Raw genomic sequence first — 26703 nt, 5'->3', positions numbered from 1 at the left:
GGCGGATGACACAGGAGAAGCCATTCGAGCTGTGCGTCGTCATCGATGATGATGACGACATATTGCTGGCCGCGCGCCTGTTGCTGCGCGCGATCTTTGGCGAAGTGCTGACCTTTCGCGACCCCGAATCCGCCTTTGCCGCGACCGCCGGCCTGACCCCCGAAGCGTTCCTGCTCGACGCCAATTTCTCGCGCGGGGCGACCAATGCGGCGGAAGGGTTCGAATGGCTGGGCCGTTTCCTGGCGCGCGATCCGCAGGCGGTGATCGTGATGATTACCGCCCATGCCGGGGTGCAGGTCGCGATCGAGGCGATGAAGCGCGGTGCGACCGATTTCGTGACCAAGCCCTGGTCGAACGAGCGGTTGCTGGCGACGGTGCGCACGGCCGCAGCGCTGCGCGCGTCGCGCAAGGCGGTGGCGCAGAAGGACAAGGTGGCGATGATCGCGGCGGCGCCGGCGGGGGAGACGCCGCTGCTCGGCACATCACCGGCGATGGCGCGGGTGCAGCAACTGATCGACCGTGCCGCGCCGACCGACGCCAATGTGCTGATCCTGGGCGAGAATGGCACGGGCAAGGAATTGGTCGCGCGCGAACTGCATCGCCGATCGCGCCGGGCCGAGCGGATCATGCTGCCGGTCGACCTGGGCGCGGTGGCCGAAAGCGTGATCGATTCCGAATTGTTCGGGCATGTGAAGGGCGCCTTCACCGATGCACGGGCCGACCGGATCGGCCGGTTGCAGGCGGCCGATGGCGGCACCCTGTTCCTGGACGAGATCGGCAATCTGCCGCTGCACCTGCAGCCCAAGCTGCTGACCGCGCTGGAGCAGCGCAAGGTGACGCCGGTGGGCGCCAACAAGCCGGTGGCGGTGGACATCAGGGTGATCGCCGCCACCAACCTGAGCGCCGGGCAGATCGCGGACGAGGGGCGGTTCCGCCAGGATCTGCTGTTCCGGCTCAATACGGTCGAGATAGTGCTGCCGCCGCTGCGCGAGCGGCGCGAGGATATTCCCGCGCTGGTCGCCCATTATCATGCGCTCTATGCCCGCAAATATGCGCAGCCGGTCCATCCGATCGCGCCCGAACTGATGGCGGCGCTGGTCGCCTATGACTGGCCCGGCAATGTCCGCGCGCTGCGCCATGCGATCGAGCGCGCGGTGATCCTGGCCGGGGACGCCCCCTTTGGCATCGAGGATATCCCGCTGCGCAGCCATGGCAGTCCCGAGCCGGTCCGGATCGACCGCGCCGCCGTGGTGGAGGCGCCGCCACCGCCCGACGACATGAATCTGGAGCGGGTCGAGCGGCGGCTGGTCGAGACCGCGCTGATGAAGCATGGCTATAATATCTCCAGCGCCGCCGCCGAACTGGGCCTGACCCGCGCCTCCCTCTATCGCCGCATGGAAAAACATGGGCTTTGATCGGCGCTTCTCGATCGGCCTGGCGCTGCGGCTGGTCATGGCGATGGCGTGCCTGGCGGCGCTCGCCTGGGCGCTGATGACGCCGGACCTGGGCGCCGTGCGCATCCTGTGCGCGATCGGCGCGGCGGTCAGCGCGATGGCGCTATGGCATCATGTGCGCCGCGCCAATTTCGAGCTGGCCCGCTTTGTCGAGGCGATCGAGTTCGGCGACTTGCAGGCGCGCTTTGCCCGGCCGGGATCGGACAGCGGCTTCGACCAGCTGGGCGCGGCGCTCGATCGCGGCATCCGCAAGCTGCGCGACGATCGGGTGCGCTTGCAGGAGGCGTCGCGCTTCTATGAAGCGCTGGCCGATGATGCGCCCGCCGCGCTGCTGACGATCGCGCCCGATGGCCGGATCGAACCGGTGAACAAGGCGGCGCGCAAGCTGTTCAACCGCCATGCCGGGGTGCGGCCGGACGATTATGCCCCCTATGGCGGCCATTTCGCCGCGACGCTGACCGCGCTGGAGCCGGGGCGCAGCCAGACCATGTTGATCGAGACCGATATCGGGCCGCAGCGCGTGCTGATCCGCTGCGCCAGCCTGACCCGGCTGGGCGGGGCGACGCGGGTGATTGCGGTGCAGGTGATCCAGCAGGCCCTGAATGCGGTCGAGGTGGCGGCGCAGAGCGACCTTATCCGCGTGCTGACGCACGAGATCATGAATTCGATGACGCCGGTGACATCGCTCGCCCGCACCGCGTCGGACCTGATGGCGCAGGCGGACGATGGCGGCGACCCGCTGATCGCCGATGCCCGTGCCGCCGTCGATACGCTGGCCCGGCGCGCCGACGGGGTGATGCATTTCGTCGAAACCTATCGCACCATCACGCGCCCGCCGCTGGTCGATCGCCGCCTGTTCGCGGCGCGGCCCTTTGCCGATGAACTGGCCAAGCTGTTCGCGGCCGATGCCGATCGCGCGAGCGTGCATCTGGAGGTGCGGGTCAGCCCGGCCGACCATCGCATCGATGCCGATCCCGACCTGTTGGCGCAGGTGGTCATCAACCTGCTGCGCAATGCGGCGGATGCGGCCGAATGCCATCGCGACCGGCCCGAAGTGTCGCTGAGCATCGCCGCGATCAGCGCCGGGCGCACCCGGATCGAGGTGGCGGACAATGGCCCCGGCGTGCCCGAGGCGCTGCGCCACGACATCTTCCTGCCCTTCTTCACCACCAAGAAGACCGGCAGCGGCATTGGCCTGAGCCTTGGTCGGCAGGTGCTGCTGGCGCATGACGGCACGATCGAGATCGACAGCGCGCCGTCGGGCGGCGCGCTGTTCCGGCTGACGTTGTAGCGCGGCGGCCGGCCCCGATCAGGGGCAGGGATCGGGCAGGTCGCGATGGACCGCCTCGATCGCGGCGATGGCGTCGGCGCTGAGCGTCAGGTTGACGCTGTCGATGTCGGCCCTGAGCTGGTCCAGCGAGGTCGCGCCGATGATCGTCGCAGTGACGAACGGGCGGCTGTTGACATAGGCGAGCGCGAGCTGCGCGGGATCAAGGCCATGGGCATGGGCGATCGCGACATAGCGGGCAGCGGCCGGGGCCTGGCCGGGCAGGTCGTAGCGGACGAACTGGCGCGCGACGTCGCGGCGGGTGCCGGGCGCGATCACCCCGCCCAGATATTTGCCGGTCAGATTGCCGCCGGCGAGCGGCGAATAGGCGAGCAGGCCGACATCTTCACGCAGGGCAAATTCGGACAGGCCGATTTCGAACACGCGGTTGAGCAGATTATAGGCGTTCTGGATCGACGCGATGCGGGGCAGGCCCTGGTCCCGCGCCAGGCGCAGATATTCGCTGACGCCCCAGGGCGTTTCGTTCGACACGCCGACATGGCGGATCTTGCCCGCCTTCACCAGATCGGCAAGGGCATCGAGCGTTTCCTCGATCGGCACGGTGTCGGGCCGGTCGGCCAGGGCGGACAGGCCGCGCACGCCGAAGGAGGGGACCGGCCGGTCGGGCCAGTGGACCTGATACAGATCGATATAGTCGGTCTGCAACCGGCGCAGGCTGTGGTCGATTGCCTGTTCGATGTTCCGGCGATCGAGCCGGTCCGCGGTGCGGATGCCGCGCGAGGGATCGCGCGCGGGGCCGGCCACCTTGGTCGCCAGGATGATGTCGTCGCGCTTCTTTCGCCCGGCGATCCAGCTGCCGATATAGGCTTCGGTCAGGCCCTGGGTCTCGCGGCTGACCGGGGTGACCGGAAACATTTCGGCGGTGTCGATGAAATTGACGCCCTGGCCGACCGCATAGTCGAGCTGGGCGTGCGCTTCGGCTTCGCTGTTCTGCGATCCCCAGGTCATGGTGCCAAGGCAGATCAGGCTGACCCAGAGGTCGGTGCGACCGAGCGTGCGATATTCCATATGTCATGGCCCTTTCGTGGCAAGCGACTGGTTTCTAGCCGTTTGTCGGGAAATGCAAAGCCATGGCGGGATCGGTTGAGAAACTATCATTGACAGCATCCGTCCGGCCGCAGACAGGAAACAACTCGTCCATCGGTTAACCAAAGGCTCATCGGATCGCCCTAGGTTGCGACTCCTTCCCTGTTGGTGCGTTGATCGAGCATGTCTGACCTGTCTGATCTCATCCTGGACATGATTACCCGCTATGGCTGGTGGAGCGGGCCGATCATCGGCGTGCTGGCCTTTTTCGAATCGCTGGTGGTGATCGGGCTGTTCGTGCCGGCGATCGCCACGATGATCGCGGTCGGCGGGCTGATCGGGGCGGGGCTGGTCGATCCGGCGCCGGTGTTCGCCTGCGCCGTGTTCGGCGCGATCCTGGGCGACTGGGTATCCTATACGCTGGGGCGGTCGGTCGGGCCGGCCATCTATCGCCATCGCTGGCTGCGCGGGCATCGGCTGGCCTTTGCGCGGGCGCGGCTCTTCTTTCGCCGCTATGGCTTCATCTCGGTGCTGCTTGGCCGCTTCCTGGGGCCGGTCCGTTCGACCGTGCCGGTGGTCGCGGGCGTGGTGAAGATGCCGCATGGCCCGTTTCAGATCGCCAATATCCTGTCCGCCCTGTTGTGGGTGCCGGCGCTGCTGCTGCCCGGCTATCTGGCCGGCGGCCGGTTGACCCATTTCGATTTCGAGGCGGAGCATTTCGCCATGATGGCGCTGGGCCTGTGCCTGGTGCCGCTGCTGCTGGGATGGCTGGCGATCCGTTTCTTCAACAAGCCGCGCCAGCGGCATCGCACCATGTCCGCACAGCGCGGCTGAAAGGTTGATGACAGGCTGCTTCGCTAATCGGCGGCGGCCCAATTCACACCCAATAGGCTGTTCGCTGCGGCGGTGATGTTCTTCACGTCGTTGCCTTGCGGGACGGCGAGAGGATTTATGAACGACATCTGGACTCACATAGTCGCCGATTTTTCCAATCTCGGCTCTCCATCCGCGCTGGCCGCCTTTGGCCAGGTCGTGCTGATCGACATCATGCTGGCGGCGGACAATGCGATCGTCGTCGGCGCGCTGGCGGCCGGCCTGCCGCCGGCGTCGCGGCGCAAGGTGATCGCGATCGGCGTGATCGCCGCGCTGGTGCTGCGCATCGCCTTTGCCCTGCTGGTCACGCAGCTGATGCAGCTTGTCGGCCTGGTCTTTGCCGGCGGCCTGCTGCTGGTCTGGGTCGGCTGGAAGATGTGGCGCGAGCTGCGCGCACATGGCGAACCGGAAGATGCCGAGCATATGGCCGGCAAGGCGGCGCCCAAGGGCTTTGCCCAGGCGGCCTGGGCGGTCGCGATTGCCGATGTCAGCATGAGCCTGGATAATGTGCTGGCGGTGGCCGGCGCGGCGCGGGAGCATCCCGGCATCCTGGTGATCGGCTTGGTCCTGTCGGTGGCGCTGATGGGCGTGGCGGCGAACCTGCTGGCCCGCGTGATCGAACGCTATCGCGCGGTCGCCTATTTCGGCCTGATCGTGATCCTCTATGTCGCCGGCAAGATGATCTATGAAGGGGCGATCGACCCGGCCACGGGCCTCATCACCTTGTTCTGAGAGCTGGTTTGGAAAATGCGCGGGAGAGCGCATTTTCGATGCGGCACCGGATGCGCCAGAGGTGCATTTCCAAATAAGAAGGCGGGGCCGATCAGTCGGCCCCGCTCTTCCTTCCCATGGAGGCAAAGCCGAGCGGCGCGCCGATCAGCACCAGGATGACGCGGGTCAGATGGTGGATGACGACGACGCCCGGCTCCAGCGCCAGGCTGAGCGCGACCATGCTCATTTCGGCGAGACCGCCCGGCGAATAAGCGAGCGTCAGCAGCACCGGATCGACCCCGGCAAGCGTGCCGATCCCCGCCGCCCAGGCAAAGGTGACGGCCAGCAGGATCGCCGTCGACCCCGCCGCCAGCGCCAATATGCGCAGCAATTCCTTCAGCGTCAGGCCGACGAAGCGGCAGCCCATGGTGGCGCCAAGGCCGACCTGTGCCGCGGCCAGCGCCCAGCCAGGAATGCGGAAATCGGCGAGGCCGCTCATATGCACGGCGGCGCTGACCGCCAGCGGCCCGACCAGATGCCAGGCCGGCAGGCGCAGCAGCCGGCCGATCAGCAGGCCCAGAAGCGCGCAGCCCAGCCCCCAGAAGAGCAGTGGCCAGCTGGCGACATCGCCGGTCACGGGTGTCACGGCGCTGGTCGCGACCGGCGCATGATCGAGCCGGATCAGGAAGGGCAGGATGAAGACGACGAGGAAGATGCGCGCGCCATGGATCAGGCCGATGGCGCGTTCGTCAGCGCCGCGCTCCGCCCCCATCACCACCATCTCTGCAATGCCGCCGGGCATGCCGGCGAAATAGGCGGTGACCGGATCGAACTTCGCGACCTTGCGGAAATAGGTGACGCACAGCAGCGCCGCGGTGGCGAGGAAGAAGGGCAGGGCGGCGAGCGGGATGATCCAGTCGCGCGCCTGCGGCAACAAATGCGGGCCAAAGCTGCTGCCCAGCACCACGCCGATCACCGCCGCCATCGGGCGGCGGGTGGCGGCGGAAGCCTGAATCGGCAAACCGGCGACGCTGGCGACCGCGCAGGCCGCCATCGATCCGAGCACCCAGGGCAGTGGCGCATGAATCGACCAGAAAAGCGCGCCGCCGGCCGCCCCGACGGCAAGCGCCGCCAGGAAGCGGAGAAGCGTGTCCACACCCCTAGGCGACAAAGGGGAAGGCCAGGGCGATCATGCCGACCAGGGTCATGACGATGCCGACCGCGGCGGCGGGCAACAGGGTGAAGCGCTGATGATCGGCCAGGTCCACGCCCGCCAGGCTGACCAGCAGATAGGTGGAGGGGACCAGCGGGCTGAGCAGATGGACCGGCTGGCCCATCAGCGAGGCGCGGGCGATTGCCATCGGTTCGACGCCATAATGGGCGCCGGCTTCGGCAAGGATCGGCAGCATGCCGAAATAGAAGGCGTCGTTGGAGATGAAGAAGGTGAAGGGCATGGAGAGCAGGGCGGTGATCGGCGCCATATAGGGGCCGAGCGCGGGCGGGATGACGCCGACGACTTCCTTGCTCATCGCCTCCACCATGCCGGTGCCGCCGAGGATGCCGGTGAAGATGCCGGCGGCGAAGATCAGCGACACGACCGACAGGACATTGCCGGCATGGGCGGCGATCCGTTCCTTCTGCTGGGCGACGCCGGGATAGTTGACGATCATGGCGATGGCGAAGGCGATCATCATCAGCACCGAGAGCGGCAGCACGCCCCAGACCAGCAGGACGAGCAGCGCCACCACCAGCAGGCCGTTGAACCAGCGCAAATGCGGCCGGCGCGCTTCGGGATATTGCGAGACGCCCAGGTCCGACGGGGCGACCGACTGGCGCGCCTGCACCTTGCCGAGGCGCCGGCGTTCCTTGATGCCGAACCAGAAGGCGAGGCCGAGCAGGAAGGCGAGGCCGGCGATCATGCCGGGGATGAGCGGCAGGAACAGGGTGGCCGGGTCCAGCTTCAGCGCGCTCGCGGCGCGGGCGGTCGGCCCGCCCCACGGGGTCAGGTTCATGATCCCGCTCGTCACCATCAGCAGGCAGACGAGATAGAGCCGGTTCATGTCGAACCTTTTGTAGAGGGGAAGCAGCGCAGCGATGGTGATGATGTAGGTGGTCGACCCGTCGCCGTCGAGGCTGACGATCGAGCAGAGCACCACCGTGCCCAGGAGGATCAGCAGCGGATCGCCATGCACGATCTTCACCAGCCGGGCGACCAGCGGGTCGAACAGGCCGGTGTCGGTCATGGTCGAGAAGAAGAGGATGGCGAACAGCAGCATGACGCCGGTCGGCGCCAGATTCTTGATGCCGTCGATCATCATGTCGCCAAGGCCGGCGGCCTGACCGGCGATCACGCCGAACAGCGAGGGGATGACGATCAGCGCGACCAGCGGCGTCATCCGCTTGGTCATGATCAGCGTCATGAAGGTGGCGACCATCAGGAAGCCGAGCAGGGCAAGATTCATCGCTGCGTCCTTGAGGGGGCTGGAGGAAGGAGGATCAGAAGGTCACGCCGACACGGGCGCTGACGGTCTGGCCGTCATCGCCGCCCGTGTAGGTGCCGGCGCGGTTGTTGGTGTGCCACTGGATGCCGTTGAGCTGGATCCGGGTGAAGCTGTTGAGATACCAGTTGACGCCCAGCGTCGCGGCCCAGCCGTCGCCGCCCAGCACCAGGTCGGTATAATCGAGATTTTCGTAGCGGGCGGTCAGCTCGATCGCGCCGAGGCCGCCGTCCAGCACGGGATCGAGCACATTGGGCTGGCCGAAGCTGCCGAGGCGCGGGTTGTAGGGCGGCAGTTCGCCTGTCAGGAACAGGCCGCTCGACAGGCTCCAGGCCTTGCTTTCGAAGCTGGGGCGTCCGCCGTCGAGGCGCGCGATGCGGCGACCGGCCTCACCCATCACCCACAGGCCGCCGACATAGCCGCCCAGTTCCGCGCCATAGCCGGTGGTCGAGCGGCCGCCGAGCAGTTCGCCGGTGGTGACGCGGACCGCGCCGTTGAAGCGGCCGCCGATGACGGTGCTGCGGGTGAGCGTGGTCGCGGCGGAGGACAGGGCCTCGTCGAAGAACCAGCCGCCGACATGGAGCAGCGAGCGATCGGTCCTGATCGGGTTCCAGTGCGCACGGCCGCTGAAGGTACGGCTGTCATTGGTCGCCTGTTCGCCATCGACGCGGTCACCGGTCACGCTGAGCGAGGCATGCCAGTTGGGGCCGAACATGCGGCCCATGATGCCGATGCCGTAGAAGCCGCGTTGCGGGATGATGGCGGTCGACACCACGCCCCGTTCCAGGAAGGGGGTGGAGTCCGAACCGGTGCTGCCTTCGAAGGCGCGGTCGTTGAACAGGTGCCCCGCGCGCACGTCATAATCGACCTTGCTGCTGATCTTGTTGCGATAGCCCAGGAAGGCGGTGACGATGTCGACCTCATTCTCCGAAAAATCGCTTTCGAACTGGTAGAAGAAATGCGGGCCGACGCCGCCTTCCAGGCCCAGGCGCAGCGCGCGCATGCCGGTCGTCGTCGTGTTGCGGCCGCCATATTTCGACCCCATGGTCGAACTGACGTCGACCAGGATGCGGCCGCGCGGCTTGTAGGTGAAGACGCCGTCGGCCGATCGGAAGACGGGCAGGCCTGCCCCCCATTCGGTTGTCACGCCGGCCGGATTGGCAGCGACCGCACGGGCCTGTGCCACGTCGAGATCGGCCGGGCCGGGCGGCACGATCTGTGGCGCGAAGGGGGTGATGACCAGCGGCTGGGCCGCATCCTGCTGGGCCATTTGCGGTGCGGTCTGCGAAGCGGCATGCGGCGTGGTCGCCTGGACGGCGGCCTGCTGACCCTCGATCTTGTCGAGCCGGGCCTTGAGCGCGGCGATCTCGGCCGCCTGGGCCTTCACCAGTGCGGCCAGGTCATCGGCGCTGGGCGTCTGGGCAAGCGCGGGCGTGGCGGCGATCAGCGCCAGCGCGGCGCAACCGCCGCGCAACATCATATGGGTCATGCTTATCGGGCTCCGGAAATAAGGGCCGCCTGCCATTCGCGCAGGAAGCGCTGGCGCGTGAGGCGGTCGAGATTGACGAGAAGCTGCGGGCCGACGCGGATCGGGCGGGCCTGGGCAGCGGGCAGGCGGCGGCCGTTGATGTCGGTCCGCACCGGCCAGAGGCTATGTTGCGCGAGCAGCGATTGCCCTTCGCGCGAGAGGAGGAAGTCGAGGAACAGCTTGGCCGCGGCGGGATGCCGCGCCTCGCGCGCGATGAAGGCGATGCGCGACATCACGATGGTATAATCTTCGGGAAAGACGACGCCGATGCGCGGGTCGCGGCGGGCGCGTTCCTGCGCGTAGGAGCCGATCACATTATAGGCGATCGAGAATTTGCCTTCGGCCACGCCGCGCAGCATCGGTTCGGTGGTGATGTGCAGTTGCGGCCGGGTCGCCGCCATCGCCTCGACCAGCGAGCCGGTGTCGCGGGTGATGGCATAATCCTGGGTCAGATAGAGATAGCCGGTGTTCGAGCGGGCAGGATCGAAGGTCGCGACCTTGCCGATCAGTGCCTTGCGATCCTTGCGCAGCATCGCCTCCAGCGCGGCATGGCTGCGCGGCGGATTGGCAATCGCCTTCTTGTTGTAGACATAGGCGATCGGCTCTGCGGTGACGCCAAAGCCCATATTCTTCCACACCGCATTGGCGGGCAGGGCGGGCTTTTCCGGGCTGGCATAGGCCTGGGCAAAGCCGTCGTTGATGAGCTTGACCTGCTGGTCCATCGCCGACGACCAGACCAGGTCGGCCGACATCCGGCCGCTGCGCGCCTCGCTCGAGAAGCGGCGGAACATCTCGTTCGACCCGAGGTCGGAATAGCTGACGGTGACGCCGGGATAGCGGCGCTGGAACGCCAGGATGACCGGTGCCATTTCCGACGTGTCGGCATTGGCATAGACGATGACCTGCCGTTCGGCACGGGCATCGCCGATCAGATCGTCATAGGAACGCGGATAGCCGGTTGGCCTTTGCGCTACCGCTGTCGCGCTGGTGACGGACAGGCTTGCCAGCGCCGCCACTATCTGAATAACCCTTCGCATCGACCCTGCTCCTCACATGTTCCGTTCTTCTGTCGGATTGGGAGAGGCAGTTACGAAGCCAAGCTGTCATCAACCTTTCAGCATCGGGTGCCCTATTCGGATTTTGATGATCGAGGATGACGCCGCACTGGCGCGCAGCATTGCAGCCCTGCTGCGGGCGGGCGGCCATGCGGTGGACCATGTCGCGACCGGCGAGGATGCGCTGGCGGTGGTGGGCGGGGAACCCTATGCGCTGGTGATACTGGACGTGGGCCTGCCCGATATCGACGGCTTCACCGTCTTGGCGGAATTGCGCCGGCGCGGCGAGAAAGTGCCGGTGCTGATGCTGACCGCGCGCGATGCGCTGGACGACCGGGTGCGGGGGCTGGACCTGGGCGCCGACGATTATCTGCGCAAGCCGTTCGAGCCGCAGGAACTGGAGGCGCGGGTGCGGGCGCTGGGGCGGCGGCGGGGCGGCGATCCGACCCCGGAAATCACGGTCGGGCCGCTGACCATCAATCGATCGACCGGGGCCGCCGATGTCGCCGGACGGGCGCTGGACCTGCGCCGCCGCGAACTGGCGGTGCTCGAGTCGCTGGCGACCAGGGCCGGGCAGGTGGTGCCGCGCGAATTGCTGATCGGCGAGGTGTTCGGCTTTGACGAGCCGGTCGGCAGCAATGCGATCGAGGTGCATGTGACCCGGCTGCGCGGCAAGCTGGCGCCCGACGGGCCGGGCATCCGCACGGTGCGCGGCGTGGGCTATATGCTCGATGCCCAATGAGGGACGGCCATCGGGCGAGGGGCGGGCCATTGCCCTGCGCACCCGCCTGCTGGCGGCGATGCTGGGACCGATGCTGGGCGCGGCGGCGATCATCGGCGTGGGCGGCGCGACGCTGATTTCCGACGTGGTCCGCCGGACCAACGACCGGGTGCTGGGCGGCGCGCTGGGCGCGATCGCCGAAACCGTGCAGGTGGAACGGGGCGAGGTGACGCTGGACCTGCCGCCCGCCGCCTTCGGCATGCTGGAGAATAGCGAGCGGGACAATGTCTATTACCGGATCGCGGTGGGCGGCACGTTGCTGACCGGCTATGCCGATCTGCCCGCGCCCGATCCGCGGACCATGCCGGTCGACCAGCCGCGGTTCCGCTTTGCCCGGTATCGCGGGCAGGACATCCGCATCGGCGAGGTGAAGCGCAGCCTGCCGCGGATCGCCGACCCGGTGATCGTGCAGGTGGCCGAGACGCTGGATAACCGGCGGGCGCTGATGCACCGGCTGATGATCGCGCTGCTGATCGGCGAACTGACGCTGGTGGGGGTCGCGATCCTGCTGCTGCGGCCGGCGCTGGGCTGGAGCCTGCGGCCGTTGCTGCGGCTGCGGCGCGCGGTCGAGGTGCGCGATGGCGGCGCGCGGCCCGATTTCTCGGCGCTGGATGCGGGGCCGCTGCCGAGCGAATTGCGGCCATTGGCGCGGGCATTCAACCGGCTGCTGCGCCAGCTGGACCAGGCGACGGGGGGCGTCCGTCGTTTCACCGCCGATGCCTCGCACCAGATGCGCACGCCGATTTCGGTGCTGAAGGTGCAGATAGAACTGGCGCGCCGGGGATCGCGCGAGGCGTTCGACGAGATTGCCGATGCGGCGCAGCGGCTGGAGCGGCTGGTGACGCAGTTGCTGGCGCTGGCGCGGGCCGAGGAAGCCGGGGCATCGCCGCCGCTGGAGACGGTGGACCTGAAGGAAGTGAGCGCGGTGGTGGTCAACCGGCTGATCAACCAAGCGATCCAGGCGCAGGTCGAACTCAATCTGGAGGCGTCGGACGCGGAAAGCTATCGCGTCGAGGCGCATCGCACGCTGGTGTTCGAGATATTGGCCAATCTGGTCGACAATGGCATCCGCTATAACCGGCCCGGCGGCACGGTGACGATCGCGCTGGCGCAGGGCGAGGACGCGACCCTGATGACGGTCAGCGACGACGGTCCCGGCATTGCGGTGGAGCATCGCGACAAGGTGTTCGAGCGCTTCTTCCGCGTGGGCGGCGCCAGCGCGCCGGAGGGGACGGGGCTGGGCCTTGCCATCGTCCAGTCTGCCGCGTCGCGCATGGGCGCGCAGGTGGAGATTGTCGAGGGTGGCGCGGGCACGCATATCCGGGTGCGCTTTCCGCGACGGGGGGAGGATGGCGGGGCTTAGCGCGCGTCTGCCCACTCGTGCGCAGGCGGCCGCTTCATGGCGCACCCACCCCCGGCCCCTCCCTGGAAGGGAGGGGAGCAAAGGCGCGCATGATCAGCGCGGCGGCAGGTCGGGATAGCTGTGCGCGATCGGCCCGAGCGCGTCGGCCAGCGGGGCCAGCCAGGGTTCGAAGCGCCGCCAATGATCGACGCCGCCGGTATAGATGGGCTGGCGCACCTGTTCGGAACTGGCGGTGCGCACCGCCCGGTCGGTCTGCCAGAAGGACAGGCAGGCCGCCTCGAAATCGAGGCCGAGATAGGCGAGCAGCCGGTCGACCTCACCCGGCGTGTCGGCGACCATCTGTTCGTAGATGACGCGATGGACCCGGCCCGGCGCGGCCGCGTCATAGGCGGCCATCAGCGCGACATAGTCGCGATAATAAAGGCCGATGTCGGTAAGGTCATAGGTGAAGGCCTGACCACGCGCAAAATGCTGTTTCCAGCCGGAAAAGCAGCAGCCCATCGGATGACGGCGCGCGTCGATGATGCTGGCATTGGGCAGGATCAGCTTGATGAGGCCGACATGCTGCCAGTTGTTGGGCATCTTGTCGATGAAGCGCGGCTTGCCGCTCTGTCGGTGGACGCGGGTCTGTTCGACATATTCCTCGCCCAGCCGCCGACGGTCGGCCGGGGTCAGCGATGCCGCCATGGCCGCGAAATCGGCAAATTCGCCTTCGTCCACCCGCGATTGCAGGCGGCTGGCGATCATCATCATCTCGGGCAGTTCCATCGTGCCTTCGACCTGGCTGTGGCTGGCGAGGATCTGTTCGACCAATGTCGATCCGGCGCGCGGCAGGCCGACGATGAAGATCGGGTCGGGCGCGGGGCAGCCGCCATCGCACATGGCGGCGATGAAGGGCGCGCTGAAGGTCGTGGCAGTGGCCGCGACTTCGGCTGAAAATTCGCCGGCATCATGGCGGATCATGGCGCGGCGCAGCCGGTTGCCGGCGTCATAATGGCGGAAGGCTGCTTCGTCCGCCTTGCGATCCTCCTGCGCCTTGCCGAGCGAGAAATGGAGGTGGAAGACATCCTCGCCCTCCGTCTGGCCATCGCGGGCCAGGGTTTCGAGCGCGCGCTCCATCGTCGCGAGGTCGTCGGCGTCGAGCTTAACGGTCTTGAGGTTGGCGAGGCTCCACCAGGCTTCGCCCATGGTCGGGCGATGGGTGACGGCCTGGCGATAAGCATGGACCGCGTCGGCCTGTCGCCCCAGCGTCTTGAGCGCATGGCCCAGATTCTGCCAGACCTGCGGCTGGTCGGGACGATCGGCCAGCAGGCTTTCATAAATGGAGCGTGCCGCGTCCTGATCGCCCAGCCGCACCAGCACCGATGCGCGGATCAGATCATAGCCCGGATTATGGATCGGCGAGCGGGCGAGGATTTCGGCATGGGCCAGCGCTTCGTTCAGGCGGTTGTTCTGCAGCAGGAGGCGGATGAGGAAGTCGCGGGCGAGGTCGAAGCCGGGCGCCAGCGCGACGGCGCGCTCGACATGAGCGAGGGCGGCATTCATGTCGCCGCGCCGCCATTGCACCTCACCCATCAGGCGGATGCCGGCGGGATCGTCGGGCAGGCGATCGGCGCGCGCCGTGAGAAGCGCTGCCGCGTCGTCCAGCCGCCCCTCGTTCATCGCCATTGCTGCTGCCAGCAGGTCGCGATCGCGCGAGGCGGCATGAACGCCCGACAGGTCGGCGCGCCAGGCATCGCCATCGCGCCCAACCGTGCGTAGCAGCCCGGCCAGCAGGAACCAGCCGCCGGGGACGCCGGGTTGCTGGCGGGTCAGGCTTTCGAGCGCGGCGATCGCCTGACGCTGGTCGCCGGCGTCCTGCGCGGCCTGGGCCAGTTCCCACAATATCGCGGGCACGCTGGGATGCTGGCGGGCGAGGGGAGCGAGCCGGGCCAGTGCGGCCTTGGGCTTGCCGAGGCGGCGTAGCGCCTGGCCGATCAGCAGTTCGGCGGGGGGCAGGCGCCTGGCCCGGCGCAGGATCGCCTCGGCCTGCGCCAATGCCGCCTCGGGGCGGGCGTCGAGCAGCGCGGCGGCGTCTGCCAGCGCCGTCTGGATGCTGTCGGTTGCCGGTACGGCGGACGCGTTCCCCATAGCCCCTCATATTTGTGCGACTGCTCAAAATCTTATGTCGGCTGCAGGCGGGCGTCGAGTCAGCTTGTCGTAAAAGTTTCAAAAAGTCGCCGAACAGCCGCTTGACAGGGCGTGTCCGATCGGCAGTATCGAATTTAGGACAGTTGTTCTGATTGCTGCAAAAGCGAACTGTCCGGGGATTATGGAACAGATAAACAGCGTGGCCAGCGTCTGGCGGCGATCCTGAAAGAGTCTCTCTTTCGGGCGGGGCATCCTTCGCCCTGTCGGCCGCCGGTGCGCGAGGCCATGCGAACGCGTCAGGGAAGGAGACCCGGAGCACCGGGCGAATTTCGCAGGAGAGGACGAGTCGCAACGCGTATCAGGGGGTATTCGTATGGCCATTCGTCTCCGCTCGCGAAGAGTGCGCACGTTCTGCGCGCTGGGCACGAGCACGTTCCTCACACCGATGATCCTGTCCGCGCCGGCACTGGCGCAGGCCCCGGCGGCGGATGCCGCCGCAGCCGATGCGGCCGCCGCCGAGGCCGAACAGGGGCTGGGCGAAATCGTCGTCACCGCGACGCGCAGCGCGCAGAGCATCCAGAAGGTGCCGATTTCGATGCAGGCGCTGGGCGCGGAGAAATTGCAGGAACGACAGGTGAAGGGTCTGAGCGATTTCGCCGCCCTGCTGCCGTCGGTCTCGTTCGAGGGCATCGGCCCCGGCCGCAACACCGCCTTCTTCCGCGGTATCGTGCCCGCCGGCGGCGCCTATGCCTCGGTCGGCTATTATCTGGACGACATGCCGATCACCGGCACCGAAGTGCCCGATATCCATGCCTATGACCTGGAGCGGGTCGAGGCGCTGTCCGGGCCGCAGGGCACGCTCTATGGCGCGGGCTCGCTGGCCGGCACCATCCGCCTCATCACCAACAAGCCCAAGCTCGACAAGTTCGAGTTCGGCTATGACGTGGAAGCCAATAAATATGGCAAGGGCGATTTCGGCGGCCAGCTGGAATCCTACATCAACGTGCCGCTGGCGCCGACGCTGGCGGTGCGCGCCATGGGCTATTATCGCCGCGACGGCGGCTATATCGACAATACGCCCAACAATGGCACGTTCAACGATGGCAGTTCGTCGACCCTGACGCTGGGCGACAACAACCCCAACACATCCTACACGCTCGACAACAGCGACATCGCCAAGGATGATTACAACACCATCCGCGAATTTGGCGGTCGCTTCCAGCTGCTGTGGCAGCCGACCGAGGGCTGGGACATCACGCCCGAGATCACGGCCCAGAAGCAGGTGGCGCGCGGCTATTTCGGCTATGATCCGCGGGTCGGCGACCTGGAAGTCCATGACTATGACCAGACCAAGAATGACGATCGCTGGTATCAGGCGGCGCTGTCGATCCACGGCCATATCGGCGACTGGGACATCGTCTCTGCCACCGGCTATTTCAAGCGCCGCACCCGCACGCTGAACGACTATACCTATTACACGGTCACCTATGACGGCTTCGGGCCGGGCTATGAAAGCTATCTGCAATTCTTTGACAATTGCACCGGCTCCGGCGCCAGCCAGCAGTGCCAGATGATCAACCCGACCCAATATTATCATGCCGACACGCATCGCAACAAATTCACCCAGGAATTGCGGATCTCGACGCCCAAGGACTGGCCGTTCGACGTGACCGTCGGTGGCTTCTACCAGCGGCAGAAGAATGAGCTGAACACCAGCTATGCGATCCGCGGACTGGATACGATCACAGGCTATACCGCGACCGGCGGCGGCGATGTGACGGGCGGGCTGATCGGCGTGCCGGCCATGTATGGCATCGCCTATGACGAGGACGGCAATCCCTATTTCGATACCAGCGACGTCATCAACGCCAACGGCAATCCGCTGGGCACGATGATCCTGGGCACCCAGGCGGTGAAGGGCGACGCCTTCTATTATGTCGAGCAGGACCAGCTCTATCATGACAAGGCGATCTTTGCCGAAGGCCATTACAACATCACGCCGACGCTGAAGCTGACCGGCGGCATCCGCTATTTCTGGACCGACTACAAGGTTCGGGGCTTTGCCGGCGTGGCCGGATCGGCCGCAGGCGTGGGTTGCACCACGCCGCTGCCCGATGACGAGCGGCTGACCTGCGTCAACACCAACCCCAATGCGGCGGACGGCACCGGCCGCTACAAGGAGGATGGCGAGACCCACAAGGTCGCGCTCGACTGGCAGTTCCAGCCCGACAAGATGGTCTATTTCAACTATTCGACCGGCTTCCGCCCCGGCGGGTTCAACCGGCCGCTGCGCATCCGCAGCCTGGGCAAGATCGTCAATGTCGCGCCGTTCAAGTCGGAAACGCTGACCAATTTCGAGGTCGGCGTGAAGACGACCTGGAACAATATCTTCCGCTTCAACGCCGCCGTCTATTATGAGAAGTGGAACAATATCCAATATGGCGTGGTCGTGTCGGGCGCACAGGGCGCGGGCATGACCGGCAATGCCGGCAAGGCCGAGGTCAAGGGCATCGAATATGATGCCGACCTGCGGCTGGGCAAGGTGACGATCTCCACCTCCGGCGCGTTCAACGATGCCAAGCTGAAAGGCGATTTCTGCAACTTCGCGCTCAATACCGAGACCGAGTCGATCGCGCAGCTGAGCAGCTGTACGCTGGGCGAGTTCGTCGAAGGATCGAGCCCGCCGACGCCGCAGGTCGCGGCCGCCAACGGCACCCGCCTGCCGCGCCAGCCGCGCTTCAAGGGGACGACATCGATCCGCTATGACACCGACCTGGGCGACTATGCCGCCTATGTCCAGGGCGCGGCGCTCTACCAGACCGGCGCGACCCAGGATCTGAACGTCGAGAGCAACGAGCTGCTGGGCAATACCAAGGGCTTTGTCAGCTTCGATTTTTCGGGCGGGATCAAGAAGGATAATTGGAGCGTCACCCTGTTCCTGCAGAACGCCTTCGACAAGCGTGGGCAGCTGACGCGCAACACCTTCTGCTCGATCGACTTCTGCGCCAACAGCTCGCGCACCTTCACGATCAAGCCGCAATTCTTCGGCATAAGGTTCGGCCAAAAATTCTAAACAGGTCGCCGAACAATATGGCCATGCCCCGCACGATATGCGCGCGGGGCATGGCCATTTTCATCGGGGTGGCGGGCATGTTGCTCGCCATGCCGGTGGCGCCGCGCGCGCAGGAGGATCATTCCGGCCTGACCCGCGCAGCCTATCGCGCCCGATGCCTGATGTGCCACAGTCGCGCCGCGCCGGAGGGCGTCTCACCGGAGATATTGGCAGGGCTGCATCCCGAACCGGGGCTGAAGCCGGCGGCCGCGATGCCGGGCGTGAGTTGCTGGCGGCGCTGCACCAATTGCTGGCCCGCAGAGCCGCGAGAGGGGCGAAAGTAGATCCCTATTTCTGCTCATATTTCCAGTTGCGGCCCTTGCCCTCGCCAATCCAGTCCACGGCCTGGGCGATGCGCTTGTCGCGGGTGGCGTCATTCTTCGCCTCATTGATCCATTCGCAATAGTCGCGGATCTTGCCGGGCGGGAAGGCGGCCCAGATGGCGGCGGCGGCCGGGCTGGCGGCGATGGCGGCCGCGAGGGCGGGATGGACGGGCAAAGGCGGTTTGGGTGTCTTGGGGCCGGTGCGTGGGCGATCGCCGGCGTCGATCAGGGCCATGGCCTGGGCGATCAGGCCGGCGATCGCCGCGTCGGAGGGGATGTCGGAAAGGGCGGTGAGGCGGCCGAACTGGCCCATGGCGTCGTCGCTGGCATCTTCCCTGCCAACCTTGTCATGCCAGAAGCCGAAGGCGGCATGGCCCTTGAAGGCGGCCATGTTGGCGAGATTCTGGTTCCTGTAGGTGAAGAAGGGCATGCCCCATTTGACCGCTTCGCCCATGTCCGGCGACGCGGCGTGCATCAGCGCGCGGATATGGTCGAGAATGGGGCGGGCGAAGTCCGCCTGGGCGGCGATATAGGCGTCGATCCGCGGATCCATGGCCATAGGATGATCCCCCTCGCTGTGCCGCGGGCTCAAGCGGCTGTCCCGATCGGCTGGTGATGCCATCAGCCGGCGGGCAGTGCAACGCACGGGGCAATCGCACGGGGCGCAGCGAGGGGGACTGCGGGCGCGCCCCTTTCACGCGCCCGCAGAGCCTGGCTCAGTTGGCGGCGCGTGGAGTGTCCGGCGTGTCGAGCAGGGCGATGGCCATGGCCGGGCCACCCGCGCGGCGGGCGAAGCGGGCATTATTGTCGAGCGCCTGCCGCCGGAGATCGCGGATCTGCCGGTTGTAGCTGGCCTGTGTCGTGGCGAAGAGGATGGTCGCGACATAATTCTGCCCGGCGCCGATCCCGGCGGGGAGCGGATGCAGGGTCGGGATGCGCTGGACCGCCCGCATCGCCGCCTTGTCGAGCTGGCGCGAGCCGGACGAGTTGAGCAGGGCGATGCCGGCGGGCGCACCGCTGTCGCTGCAGGCGAACTTGACCTGGACGATGCCTTCCTCCGGCCCGGACAGGATGGTGGGATAGCGCAGCCGGTTGGAGAGGATGTTGCCGGTGCGTTCGACCCAGCGGTCGAGCGTGGGCGGGGCGGTGGTGGGCGCCGTCACGTCGATCGAGGGGGCGGATGATTGGGCGCGGGATGCCGCCGGCAGCAGCAGCGGCACGGCAAGGCAGAGGCAAAAAAGCAGTTTCATGTTTCGATCTCCTGAGAGCGGATGATCGGCCGGGGGCGGGAAGGACGTCGTTGGTCGGCCCGCATGCGGTCGAAGGTGCAGACGGCGACCCGGCAATGTCTGCACCCGCATTTTTTATCAGGTGAAAGATGAAATGACAATTTTACAAATGAATTTGCCATTTAGATGCTTAAGATGTTTGGAAATTAAAATTTAGTTGCAAATGCTTTTCGTGAGAACAGCGTTTCTTGAGTGGCCTCTCTGGCGCTGGATGGCAGGGGAAGGGAAGAAGTCACGGAAAACCGCGCGCTATTCCGGTGCGCGGGCCGGCATGGCGCAGGATGGCGGGGGCACATGTCGACCATGGCGGGACGGTCGACTTGAGGCTGGCGCGCCCGAGTCCTTTTCAGCCCTTGTGGCGCGCGGTCAGAAGATAGTTGATCGCTGTGTTGGCCGACAGGGTGAAGCCGCGCGCCGGATCGAAGGCGAGGCCGCTGCTGTCGGTGACTTCCAAGCCCGCGTCTTCGAGCAGGGCGGTCAGTTCATCGGGGGTGATGAACTTGGCCCAGTCATGCGTGCCCTTGGGAATGCCGCCGATGCTTTCGCCGATGGTGATCATGGCGAGGCGCGACATCGGCGTGCGGTTGGGGGTGGAGAGGATCATGAGGCCGTCTGGCGCGAGCTTGGCCGCGAGCGCGCGGACGAAGGCGGCGGGATCGGCGACATGTTCGATCACTTCCATCGAGGTGACGAGGTCATAGCCGCTGTCGCTGACCTGCTCCACCGGGGTGGCGCGATAGTCGATGGCGAGGCCCTGGCCCTGCGCATGGGCGGCAGCGACGGCGATATTTTCCGGCGCCGCGTCGAGGCCGGTGACGCTCGCGCCCAGGCGGGCGAGCGGTTCGGCGAGCAGGCCGGCGCCGCAGCCGACATCGAGCGCGCGCTTGCCGTTGAGCGGACGGAAGCCATGATCGTCGCTGTCCCAGTGCCGGTCGATCGCGGTGCGGATATAGGCGAGGCGGACCGGGTTCAGCTTGTGCAGCATCGCGCTAGACCCCTTGGGATCCCACCAGTCGGCGGCCATGGTGCCGAAATGGGCGGCTTCCTTCGGGTCGATCGTCGCGGTCGTCTCAGTCATCATGCACCTTGGGTCTTGCTGGGTGGCGAGGCACCCGTGCCGCCGTTCTAGCAGCGGGCGGCGGGAAGGCCAATGTGCCATGCTGTCATAGCTATGTCTTTGAAGGCGGGGCATGTAGGAGCGCGGGCAGCGGCAAGGAGGGTGAGCGGATGGCGGGATTGCTTGCCATATCCGTCGCGGCTGCTAATAGGGCAGCCGTTTTGCCCCTTTGGGACATTTTGTTTCACAATTGGAGCAATGTCCGATCCGATTGCATCGGCTCGGCTGCTCCATATCTTTTGTTGGTCGCGTTTTCCGAGTCAGCAGGTGTTCCACCTGCTTCGAAAACGCTTAAAGGACAGGTTCGACAAGCAAATGGCGCGCATCGTGATGAAATTCGGCGGCACCTCCATGGCGGGGATGGAGCGAATTCGCAACGTGGCCGCGCGCGTCAAACATGTCGTCGACCAGGGCCATGAAGTGGCGGTCGTGGTATCGGCCATGGCCGGCGAGACCGATCGCCTGGTCGGCTTCTGCAAGGAAGCCTCGGCGCTTTACGACCCGGCCGAATATGATGTCGTCGTGGCGGCGGGCGAACAGGTCACCAGCGGCCTGCTGGCGATGACGCTCAAGGCGATCGGCGTGGACGCGCGTAGCTGGCTGGGCTGGCAATTGCCGATCCGCACGATCGAGGCCCATGCCAAGGCGCGCATCAGCACGATCGAGACCGATGCGCTGATCGCGGCGATGCAGTCCGGCCAGGTCGCCGTCATCCCCGGTTTCCAGGGCATGATGGACGATGGCCGGGTGTCGACGCTGGGCCGTGGCGGTTCGGACACGTCGGCGGTCGCGGTGGCTGCGGCGGTCAAGGCCGATCGCTGCGACATCTATACCGACGTCGACGGCGTCTATACCACCGACCCGCGCATCGTGGCGCGTGCCCGCAAGCTGGACCTCGTCACCTATGAGGAAATGCTGGAGCTGGCCTCGGTCGGCGCGAAGGTGCTGCAGACCCGCTCGGTCGGCCTCGCCATGAAGGAAGGCGTGGTCGTGCAGGTGCTTTCCTCCTTCGATGATCCCACCCAGGACGACCTCCCCGGCACGCTGATCGTGAGCGACGAGGAACTGGAAGCCAAGCTCAAGGAAACCAAGATGGAACGTCAGCTCATCACCGGCATCGCCCATGACAAGAATGAGGCGAAGATCATCGTCACCCGCGTGCCCGACAAGCCGGGCGCGGTGGCCAGCATCTTCACCCCGCTGGCCGATGCGGCGATCAACGTCGACATGATCATCCAGAATGACAGCAAGGACAATGAGGAGACCGACGTCACCTTCACCGTCCCGCGCGCGGACCTGGCCCGCAGCGTCGACATCCTGGAAGCCAACAAGGACGCGATCGGCTTCCGCCGGATCATCACCGACACCGAAGTCGCCAAGATCAGCGTCGTGGGCGTGGGCATGCGCAGCCATGCCGGCGTCGCCGCCACCATGTTCAAGACGCTGGCCGAACGCGGCATCAACATCGAGGCGATCTCCACCAGCGAGATCAAGGTTTCGGTGCTGATCGACGAGGACGAGACCGAACTGGCGGTGCGCGTGCTGCATACCGCCTACGGCCTCGACGCCCCGGCGGCTTGATTTTTTCTCCCCTCCCCTTCAGGGGAGGGGCATGGGGGTGGGGGATCGCCCCACATGCCGCGTCAGGTGGATGGCCCCCACCCCAACCCCTCCCCTGAAGGGGAGGGGCTTTTTGTGTTTATTGAGGTTAGATCATGACTCACGCCAAACTCGCTTCCCTGATGGCCCGCGGCACCGAATTTCTCGGCTGCGAGAGCGCGATCCTGTGCGGGGCGATGAGCTGGGTCAGCGAGCGGCATCTGGTGTCGGCGATCTCGAATGCCGGCGGTTTCGGCGTGATCGCCTGTGGCGCGATGTCGCCCGAACTGCTGGACGCGGAAATCGCGGCGACCAGGGCGCTGACCGACAAGCCGTTCGGCGTGAACCTGATCACCATGCATCCGCAGCTGTTCGACCTGATCGCGGTGTGCGCCAAGCATGAGGTGAGCCATGTCGTTCTTGCCGGTGGCCTGCCGCCCAAGGGCAGCATCGAGGCGATCAAGGCCAATGGCGCTAAGCTGATCTGCTTCGCGCCCGCGCTGGCGCTGGCGAAGAAGCTGGTGCGATCGGGCGTCGACGCGCTGGTGGTCGAGGGCATGGAAGCGGGCGGCCATATCGGTCCGGTCGCGACCAGCGTGCTGGCGCAGGAAATCCTGCCCGAAATGGCGCAGCAGGTGCCGGTGTTCGTCGCCGGCGGCATCGGCCGGGGCGAGGCGATCGCCGCCTATCTGGAAATGGGCGCGGCCGGCGTGCAGCTGGGCACGCGCTTTGCCTGCGCAAGCGAGAGCATCGCCCATCCCGCGTTCAAGAAGGCCTTCTTCCGCGCGTCGGCGCGCGATGCGATCGCCAGCGTGCAGATCGATCCGCGCCTGCCGGTGATCCCGGTGCGCGCGCTCAAGAATGCCGGCACCGAAGCCTTCACCGCCAAGCAGCGCGAAGTCGCCAACCTGCTGGACAGCGGCGCGGTCGACATGGGCGAGGCGCAGCTGCAGATCGAGCATTATTGGGCCGGCGCGCTGCGCAAGGCGGTGATCGACGGCGATGTCGAGGGCGGGTCGCTGATGGCGGGCCAGTCGGTCGGCATGGTGACCAAGGAAGAGCCGGTCGCCGACATCATTGCCGAGCTGATGGCGCAGGCCGCCACGGCGCTGGAGCGCCGCGCGGCCTGATCCCCGCTGCCTGGAAAACAGGCTTTATCGGCTTTTAACCAATATCCGGCATGGTTTCCGGCATCAGATTTGCCGGAGACCGTTCATGCGTGCCTCGATCCGTCACCTGCTCTTGTGCCCGCTGGGCGGGATTGCGCTGCTGTCGGGCTGCGCGGGGCAGCGGGAGGTGGCGGTTGCGCCGCCGCCTGCGCCTGTGCGGGCACAGCCCGTGCCCCAGCCGCTACCGCCGATGGGCGCGACGGCCACCATGCAGATACCGCCGATCGGTGCCGATGGTCAGCGCGTCACACCCAACCGCGACCTGAGCGGGCCGGCGACGCTGTGGCATATGCGCATGGCGCTGAACGTGGCGGCCCTGTCCTGCCAGGGGAGCGGCGACGCGGCGCGGCTGCAATATAATGCGCTGCTGGCCCGGCATAGGGCGGCGCTGACGCGGGCCAATGCGCAGGTCGAGGGGGAATATAAGGCGCAGTTCGGCGGCGGCGCGATCGCGCAGCGCGAGCGGCTGAATACAATCGTCTATAATTTCTTTGCCCTGCCGCCGGCGCAGGCGGGTTTCTGCGCGGAGGCGGTGCGGGTGGGGGCGGCCGTCAACAGTCTGCCGACGGACCAGTTGCTGGCCTATGCGCCGACCGGCCTCGCCGCGCTGGAAAAGCCCTTCACCGACTTCTTCGATGCCTATGCCCGCTATCAGACCGATCTGGCGGCATGGCGTTCGGGGCGGACGCTGGCGGCGGCGCCGGTGGTGCTGGAGGTCCGGCTGAGCCGGGCGGACCTGATCGCGGATGATGGCGTGACGGTGCCGAAGGGAGCGATGCCGCGCCTGCTGGCGCGCGCCGACTGAGAAAAATCGGTTATTTCCGGCCTTTTTCGCGATGCTCGACTTGCCGCATTGCAACCAATTGGGATAGCGGGCTTTTAACAGCAACCGGGCGGGGGTTCAGCGGTGAACCACAGGCGGGGCCGTCCCTGGCTGCGCGTTAAGCATATTTCCTCCGGTGGAAATGCCCGGCATGTTGGCCGGGCCAGATCGTCGGAGTAGTTGATGTTCCTGCCACGTTCCCTGTCTTCCCGTCTGTCGCTGCTTGCCCTGACGGCGCTGGCGGCCTGTGCGACGCCGGTGAAGCAAGTGCCGCCCACGCCGCCGCCGGCGGTGGTGCCGACGGTGATGCCGACCCCGCCGCGCAATTCCGCGCCCGACATGGTGCCGCCGGACAAGGACGAGGCCGGGAAGTTCATCACCCCCAATCGCGATTCCGAGGGGGACCAGGCGCTGTGGCATGTGCGCATGGGGCTGAACGTCGCGGCGCTGGGCTGTCCCGAGACCAATGGCCAGACGCGCATATTGTACAACCAGATGCTGACCGTGCATGGCGCGTCGCTGAAGCGCGCCAACGATACGCTGGAGGTCAGCTATCAGCAGCGTTACGGCAGCAGCGCGATCCGCATGCGCGAAGTGCTGAACACGCTGGTCTATAATTTCTTCGCCCTGCCGCCGGCGCAGAAGGCCTTCTGCCAGAAGGCGGTGGCGACGATGACGATCATCAACGGGCTGACGCCCGAGGCGCTGGCCGCCTATGCGCCCAAGGCGCTGGATGAACTGGAGCAGCCCTTCCGCGATTTCTGGGCGGAATATGAGGATTATCTGCGGCGGCTGGAGGAATGGCGCAAGCGCTTCGGCGCGACGGTCAAGCTGGTCGGCCCGGTCGGCGGCGATGATCTGAACGACCATGAACCGCCGGCGCCGACCGCGCCCGCGCCGATGGGGCAGGTGTCGGCCACGCCGATGCAGCGGCCGTCGGACATGATCCTGCCCGATGCGCCGGCTTCCGCGCCCGCGCCTGCTGCTCCGGCCCCGGCTGTTCCGGGAACGCCGAGCGTGCCGCCGCCGGTGGTGCCGACCCAGCCGCAGGTGCAGGCGCCCACATTGCCGTTGCAGCCGGTTCCCGCGCCGCCCGAAAGCTGATCGCCGGTCAGGCGTCGCGCGCGTCGAAGCGGGCGCGGGCGTCCTCGACCGTGGCGAGATTGCGTTCGGCCCAGACCCATACGCCGCAGAAGGCGGCGCTGAGGCTGTTGCCGAGTGGGGTGAGGGCATAGTCGACGCGCGGCGGCACGACCGGATGGACGGTGCGGGTGAGCAGGCCGTCGCGCTCCATCTGGCGCAGCGTCTGGGTCAGCATCTTCTGGCTGATCCCCTCGACCGCGCGGCCGATCTCGGTAAAGCGCAGCGTGCCGCGCTCCTCCAGCAATTCCAGGATCAGCATCGTCCATTTGTCGGCCACCCGGCCGATCAGTTCATTGACGAGTCGCTCCACCCGTGGATCGAGTTCGGTCGGCGGATCATGGTCGAGATATTGCTCGGCGGCCGCTATTTCAGCGGTGGCGAAGCGGGATTCCAGAGGATTTGCCATTTCTTACCTTTGGGTGCCTATGGCACTTTTCGGTGCCTTCTTTCCAAAAGAGAGTATGGGCCTAAATTAATGGGCAAGCCACCAAACTAAGGAGCTTTCCCATGAAAAATTCCGGCAACACCATCCTCATCACCGGCGGCGGTTCGGGTATCGGCGCGGCGCTGGCGCATGAATTTCACGCGGCGGGCAACCAGGTCATCATCGCCGGGCGGCGGCAGGCGGCGCTCGACGAGGTGGTCGCGGCGCACCCCGGCATGGCGTCGATGGTGATCGACATGGAAGATCCGGCGGCGATCGCCGCCTTTGCGGACAAACTGGTCGCCGACTTCCCGGCGCTCGACGCGGTGCTGCTGAATGCCGGCATCATGGTGGCGGAGGACAGGATCGACCTCGCCATCGCAGAGGCGACGGTGGCGACCAATCTGCTCGGCCCGATCCGCCTGACCCATGCCCTGCTGCCGCATCTGCTGGCGCAGAAGAGCGCGACGATCCTGACCGTGTCGTCGGGCCTGGCCTTCGTGCCGTTGGCGGCGACGCCGACCTACAGCGCGACCAAGGCGGCGATCCATGGCTGGTCGCTGGCGATGCGCGAGCAGCTCAAGGGCACGGGCGTCGATGTGGTGGAGATCGTGCCGCCCGGCGTGCAGACCGACCTGATGCCCGGCCATGCCGAAAATCCGCAGATGATGCCGCTCGCCGATTTCATCAGCGAGACGATGGGCCTGTTGCGGCAGGAGCCGACCCCGGCCGAAATCCATGTCGAGCGGGTCAAATTCCTGAGCGAGGCGACCAAGCGCGGCGAGTTCGCGCAGGTGTTCGGGATGCTGAACGGGGCGCATTGAGACCCGCAAAGCTTGCCTCCTGCATCGGGGAGGACTATCTGGGCTTCGTCAAGCGAGGCCACGTCCTCCCCCGCCATGCGGGTTTCAAGTCCGGGACGGCCCGGCGCCCCTTG

23 protein-coding genes are annotated in these 26703 nt (G+C 66.6%); 13 read left to right on the top strand and 10 right to left on the bottom strand.

Going from position 1 to position 26703, the window contains the following annotated elements; genetic code table 11:
- The first annotated feature begins 5 nt into the window (after positions 1 to 5).
- Complete coding sequence (locus U0025_RS14170) at positions 6 to 1415, top strand: sigma-54-dependent transcriptional regulator (protein ID WP_174320745.1); 1410 nt, start codon at positions 6 to 8, stop codon at positions 1413 to 1415.
- Positions 1405 to 2745, top strand: a complete 1341-nt coding sequence (locus tag U0025_RS14165) for a sensor histidine kinase (RefSeq protein ID WP_004208060.1) — start codon at positions 1405 to 1407, stop codon at positions 2743 to 2745. The genes U0025_RS14170 and U0025_RS14165 overlap by 11 nt, the downstream gene beginning before the upstream one ends.
- 18 nt (positions 2746 to 2763) lie before the next feature.
- Here the strand turns inward: U0025_RS14165 and U0025_RS14160 are convergent, their stop codons facing one another.
- Positions 2764 to 3810, bottom strand: coding sequence for an NADP(H)-dependent aldo-keto reductase (locus U0025_RS14160; protein WP_004208059.1), 1047 nt, complete (start codon positions 3808 to 3810; stop codon positions 2764 to 2766).
- A gap of 201 nt (positions 3811 to 4011) precedes the next feature.
- On the opposite strand from U0025_RS14160, the gene U0025_RS14155 reads away from it, so the two are divergent.
- A complete protein-coding gene (locus tag U0025_RS14155; protein ID WP_004208058.1) occupies positions 4012 to 4662 on the top strand; it encodes a DedA family protein in 651 nt (216 codons plus the stop codon).
- A gap of 117 nt (positions 4663 to 4779) precedes the next feature.
- Entirely contained in the window at positions 4780 to 5433 is a 654-nt protein-coding gene (locus U0025_RS14150) for a TerC family protein (protein ID WP_004208057.1), read from the top strand.
- A gap of 91 nt (positions 5434 to 5524) precedes the next feature.
- Here the strand turns inward: U0025_RS14150 and U0025_RS14145 are convergent, their stop codons facing one another.
- The 4 genes from U0025_RS14145 to U0025_RS14130 are packed head-to-tail and all read right to left on the bottom strand — an operon-like array spanning position 5525 to position 10475.
- On the bottom strand, positions 5525 to 6568 hold the full coding sequence (locus U0025_RS14145) for an AbrB family transcriptional regulator (protein ID WP_004208056.1): 1044 nt from the start codon (positions 6566 to 6568) through the stop codon (positions 5525 to 5527).
- Positions 6569 to 6572: 4 nt separating this feature from the next.
- A complete protein-coding gene (locus U0025_RS14140) occupies positions 6573 to 7874 on the bottom strand; it encodes a CitMHS family transporter (protein ID WP_004208055.1) in 1302 nt (433 codons plus the stop codon).
- 34 nt (positions 7875 to 7908) lie between these two features.
- The gene (locus U0025_RS14135; RefSeq protein ID WP_004208054.1) at positions 7909 to 9399 is read right to left on the bottom strand and encodes an OprO/OprP family phosphate-selective porin; all 1491 of its coding nucleotides are present in this window, start codon (positions 9397 to 9399) and stop codon (positions 7909 to 7911) included.
- Between the two features lie 2 nt (positions 9400 to 9401).
- Positions 9402 to 10475 (bottom strand): ABC transporter substrate-binding protein, encoded by a 1074-nt coding sequence (locus tag U0025_RS14130; RefSeq protein ID WP_004208052.1) that lies wholly within the window; start codon positions 10473 to 10475, stop codon positions 9402 to 9404.
- 106 nt (positions 10476 to 10581) lie between these two features.
- On the opposite strand from U0025_RS14130, the gene U0025_RS14125 reads away from it, so the two are divergent.
- On the top strand, positions 10582 to 11235 hold the full coding sequence (locus tag U0025_RS14125) for a response regulator (RefSeq protein ID WP_004208051.1): 654 nt from the start codon (positions 10582 to 10584) through the stop codon (positions 11233 to 11235).
- A complete protein-coding gene (locus U0025_RS14120; protein WP_004208050.1) occupies positions 11225 to 12637 on the top strand; it encodes a sensor histidine kinase in 1413 nt (470 codons plus the stop codon). Before U0025_RS14125 ends, U0025_RS14120 begins: the two co-directional genes overlap by 11 nt.
- A 93-nt stretch (positions 12638 to 12730) precedes the next feature.
- Here U0025_RS14120 and U0025_RS14115 read toward each other — a convergent pair whose 3' ends face one another.
- The gene (locus U0025_RS14115) at positions 12731 to 14767 is read right to left on the bottom strand and encodes a tetratricopeptide repeat-containing sulfotransferase family protein (RefSeq protein ID WP_004208049.1); all 2037 of its coding nucleotides are present in this window, start codon (positions 14765 to 14767) and stop codon (positions 12731 to 12733) included.
- 445 nt (positions 14768 to 15212) lie between these two features.
- On the opposite strand from U0025_RS14115, the gene U0025_RS14110 reads away from it, so the two are divergent.
- Both U0025_RS14110 and U0025_RS14105 read left to right on the top strand, forming a co-directional pair.
- Positions 15213 to 17840 (top strand): TonB-dependent receptor, encoded by a 2628-nt coding sequence (locus U0025_RS14110; protein WP_037491696.1) that lies wholly within the window; start codon positions 15213 to 15215, stop codon positions 17838 to 17840.
- A gap of 50 nt (positions 17841 to 17890) precedes the next feature.
- Positions 17891 to 18163: a hypothetical protein gene (locus U0025_RS14105; RefSeq protein WP_037491694.1), complete on the top strand. Its 273-nt coding sequence runs from the start codon at positions 17891 to 17893 to the stop codon at positions 18161 to 18163.
- 4 nt (positions 18164 to 18167) lie between these two features.
- On the opposite strand, the gene U0025_RS14100 is transcribed toward U0025_RS14105, so the two are convergent.
- The 3 genes from U0025_RS14100 to ubiG all read right to left on the bottom strand — a co-directional run bounded on the left by U0025_RS14100 (position 18168) and on the right by ubiG (position 20572).
- Positions 18168 to 18761 carry a YdeI/OmpD-associated family protein gene (locus tag U0025_RS14100; protein WP_004208046.1) on the bottom strand — a complete coding sequence of 198 codons (594 nt, stop codon included), beginning with the start codon at positions 18759 to 18761 and terminating at the stop codon, positions 18168 to 18170.
- 157 nt (positions 18762 to 18918) lie between these two features.
- Positions 18919 to 19452 carry an energy transducer TonB family protein gene (locus U0025_RS14095; protein ID WP_004208045.1) on the bottom strand — a complete coding sequence of 178 codons (534 nt, stop codon included), beginning with the start codon at positions 19450 to 19452 and terminating at the stop codon, positions 18919 to 18921.
- Between the two features lie 385 nt (positions 19453 to 19837).
- On the bottom strand, positions 19838 to 20572 hold the full coding sequence (ubiG, locus tag U0025_RS14090) for a bifunctional 2-polyprenyl-6-hydroxyphenol methylase/3-demethylubiquinol 3-O-methyltransferase UbiG (RefSeq protein WP_037490399.1): 735 nt from the start codon (positions 20570 to 20572) through the stop codon (positions 19838 to 19840).
- Positions 20573 to 20923: 351 nt separating this feature from the next.
- On the opposite strand from ubiG, the gene U0025_RS14085 reads away from it, so the two are divergent.
- The 4 genes from U0025_RS14085 (at position 20924) to U0025_RS14070 (ending at position 25303) form a co-directional block, all read left to right on the top strand.
- Entirely contained in the window at positions 20924 to 22189 is a 1266-nt protein-coding gene (locus tag U0025_RS14085; RefSeq protein WP_004208043.1) for an aspartate kinase, read from the top strand.
- A 134-nt stretch (positions 22190 to 22323) separates the two neighbouring features.
- A complete protein-coding gene (locus U0025_RS14080) occupies positions 22324 to 23337 on the top strand; it encodes an NAD(P)H-dependent flavin oxidoreductase (protein WP_004208041.1) in 1014 nt (337 codons plus the stop codon).
- 85 nt (positions 23338 to 23422) lie between these two features.
- Positions 23423 to 24181, top strand: coding sequence for a hypothetical protein (locus U0025_RS14075; protein WP_004208040.1), 759 nt, complete (start codon positions 23423 to 23425; stop codon positions 24179 to 24181).
- 201 nt (positions 24182 to 24382) lie between these two features.
- Entirely contained in the window at positions 24383 to 25303 is a 921-nt protein-coding gene (locus U0025_RS14070; protein WP_004208039.1) for a hypothetical protein, read from the top strand.
- Between the two features lie 7 nt (positions 25304 to 25310).
- On the opposite strand, the gene U0025_RS14065 is transcribed toward U0025_RS14070, so the two are convergent.
- Complete coding sequence (locus U0025_RS14065; protein WP_004208038.1) at positions 25311 to 25748, bottom strand: winged helix-turn-helix transcriptional regulator; 438 nt, start codon at positions 25746 to 25748, stop codon at positions 25311 to 25313.
- Between the two features lie 101 nt (positions 25749 to 25849).
- On the opposite strand from U0025_RS14065, the gene U0025_RS14060 reads away from it, so the two are divergent.
- Positions 25850 to 26590: an SDR family oxidoreductase gene (locus tag U0025_RS14060; RefSeq protein ID WP_004208037.1), complete on the top strand. Its 741-nt coding sequence runs from the start codon at positions 25850 to 25852 to the stop codon at positions 26588 to 26590.
- Positions 26591 to 26703 lie beyond the last annotated feature (113 nt).

Source organism: Sphingobium yanoikuyae (genome assembly GCF_034424525.1).
Taxonomy (GTDB): Bacteria; Pseudomonadota; Alphaproteobacteria; order Sphingomonadales; family Sphingomonadaceae; genus Sphingobium; species Sphingobium yanoikuyae.
Note: the sequence above shows the minus strand (reverse complement) of the source record. Positions and strands in the feature narration are given on the sequence as shown.

Coding starts and splice junctions, on each gene's coding strand:
- U0025_RS14170 (WP_174320745.1), top strand. CDS start 6: ATGACACAGGAGAAGCCATTCGAGCTGTGCGTCGTCATCGATGATGAT.
- U0025_RS14165 (WP_004208060.1), top strand. CDS start 1,405: ATGGGCTTTGATCGGCGCTTCTCGATCGGCCTGGCGCTGCGGCTGGTC.
- U0025_RS14160 (WP_004208059.1), bottom strand. CDS start 3,810: ATGGAATATCGCACGCTCGGTCGCACCGACCTCTGGGTCAGCCTGATC.
- U0025_RS14155 (WP_004208058.1), top strand. CDS start 4,012: ATGTCTGACCTGTCTGATCTCATCCTGGACATGATTACCCGCTATGGC.
- U0025_RS14150 (WP_004208057.1), top strand. CDS start 4,780: ATGAACGACATCTGGACTCACATAGTCGCCGATTTTTCCAATCTCGGC.
- U0025_RS14140 (WP_004208055.1), bottom strand. CDS start 7,874: ATGAATCTTGCCCTGCTCGGCTTCCTGATGGTCGCCACCTTCATGACG.
- U0025_RS14135 (WP_004208054.1), bottom strand. CDS start 9,399: ATGACCCATATGATGTTGCGCGGCGGTTGCGCCGCGCTGGCGCTGATC.
- U0025_RS14130 (WP_004208052.1), bottom strand. CDS start 10,475: ATGCGAAGGGTTATTCAGATAGTGGCGGCGCTGGCAAGCCTGTCCGTC.
- U0025_RS14125 (WP_004208051.1), top strand. CDS start 10,582: ATGATCGAGGATGACGCCGCACTGGCGCGCAGCATTGCAGCCCTGCTG.
- U0025_RS14120 (WP_004208050.1), top strand. CDS start 11,225: ATGCCCAATGAGGGACGGCCATCGGGCGAGGGGCGGGCCATTGCCCTG.
- U0025_RS14115 (WP_004208049.1), bottom strand. CDS start 14,767: ATGGGGAACGCGTCCGCCGTACCGGCAACCGACAGCATCCAGACGGCG.
- U0025_RS14110 (WP_037491696.1), top strand. CDS start 15,213: ATGATCCTGTCCGCGCCGGCACTGGCGCAGGCCCCGGCGGCGGATGCC.
- U0025_RS14105 (WP_037491694.1), top strand. CDS start 17,891: ATGGCCATTTTCATCGGGGTGGCGGGCATGTTGCTCGCCATGCCGGTG.
- U0025_RS14100 (WP_004208046.1), bottom strand. CDS start 18,761: ATGGCCATGGATCCGCGGATCGACGCCTATATCGCCGCCCAGGCGGAC.
- U0025_RS14095 (WP_004208045.1), bottom strand. CDS start 19,452: ATGAAACTGCTTTTTTGCCTCTGCCTTGCCGTGCCGCTGCTGCTGCCG.
- ubiG (WP_037490399.1), bottom strand. CDS start 20,572: ATGATGACTGAGACGACCGCGACGATCGACCCGAAGGAAGCCGCCCAT.
- U0025_RS14085 (WP_004208043.1), top strand. CDS start 20,924: ATGGCGCGCATCGTGATGAAATTCGGCGGCACCTCCATGGCGGGGATG.
- U0025_RS14080 (WP_004208041.1), top strand. CDS start 22,324: ATGACTCACGCCAAACTCGCTTCCCTGATGGCCCGCGGCACCGAATTT.
- U0025_RS14075 (WP_004208040.1), top strand. CDS start 23,423: ATGCGTGCCTCGATCCGTCACCTGCTCTTGTGCCCGCTGGGCGGGATT.
- U0025_RS14070 (WP_004208039.1), top strand. CDS start 24,383: ATGTTCCTGCCACGTTCCCTGTCTTCCCGTCTGTCGCTGCTTGCCCTG.
- U0025_RS14065 (WP_004208038.1), bottom strand. CDS start 25,748: ATGGCAAATCCTCTGGAATCCCGCTTCGCCACCGCTGAAATAGCGGCC.
- U0025_RS14060 (WP_004208037.1), top strand. CDS start 25,850: ATGAAAAATTCCGGCAACACCATCCTCATCACCGGCGGCGGTTCGGGT.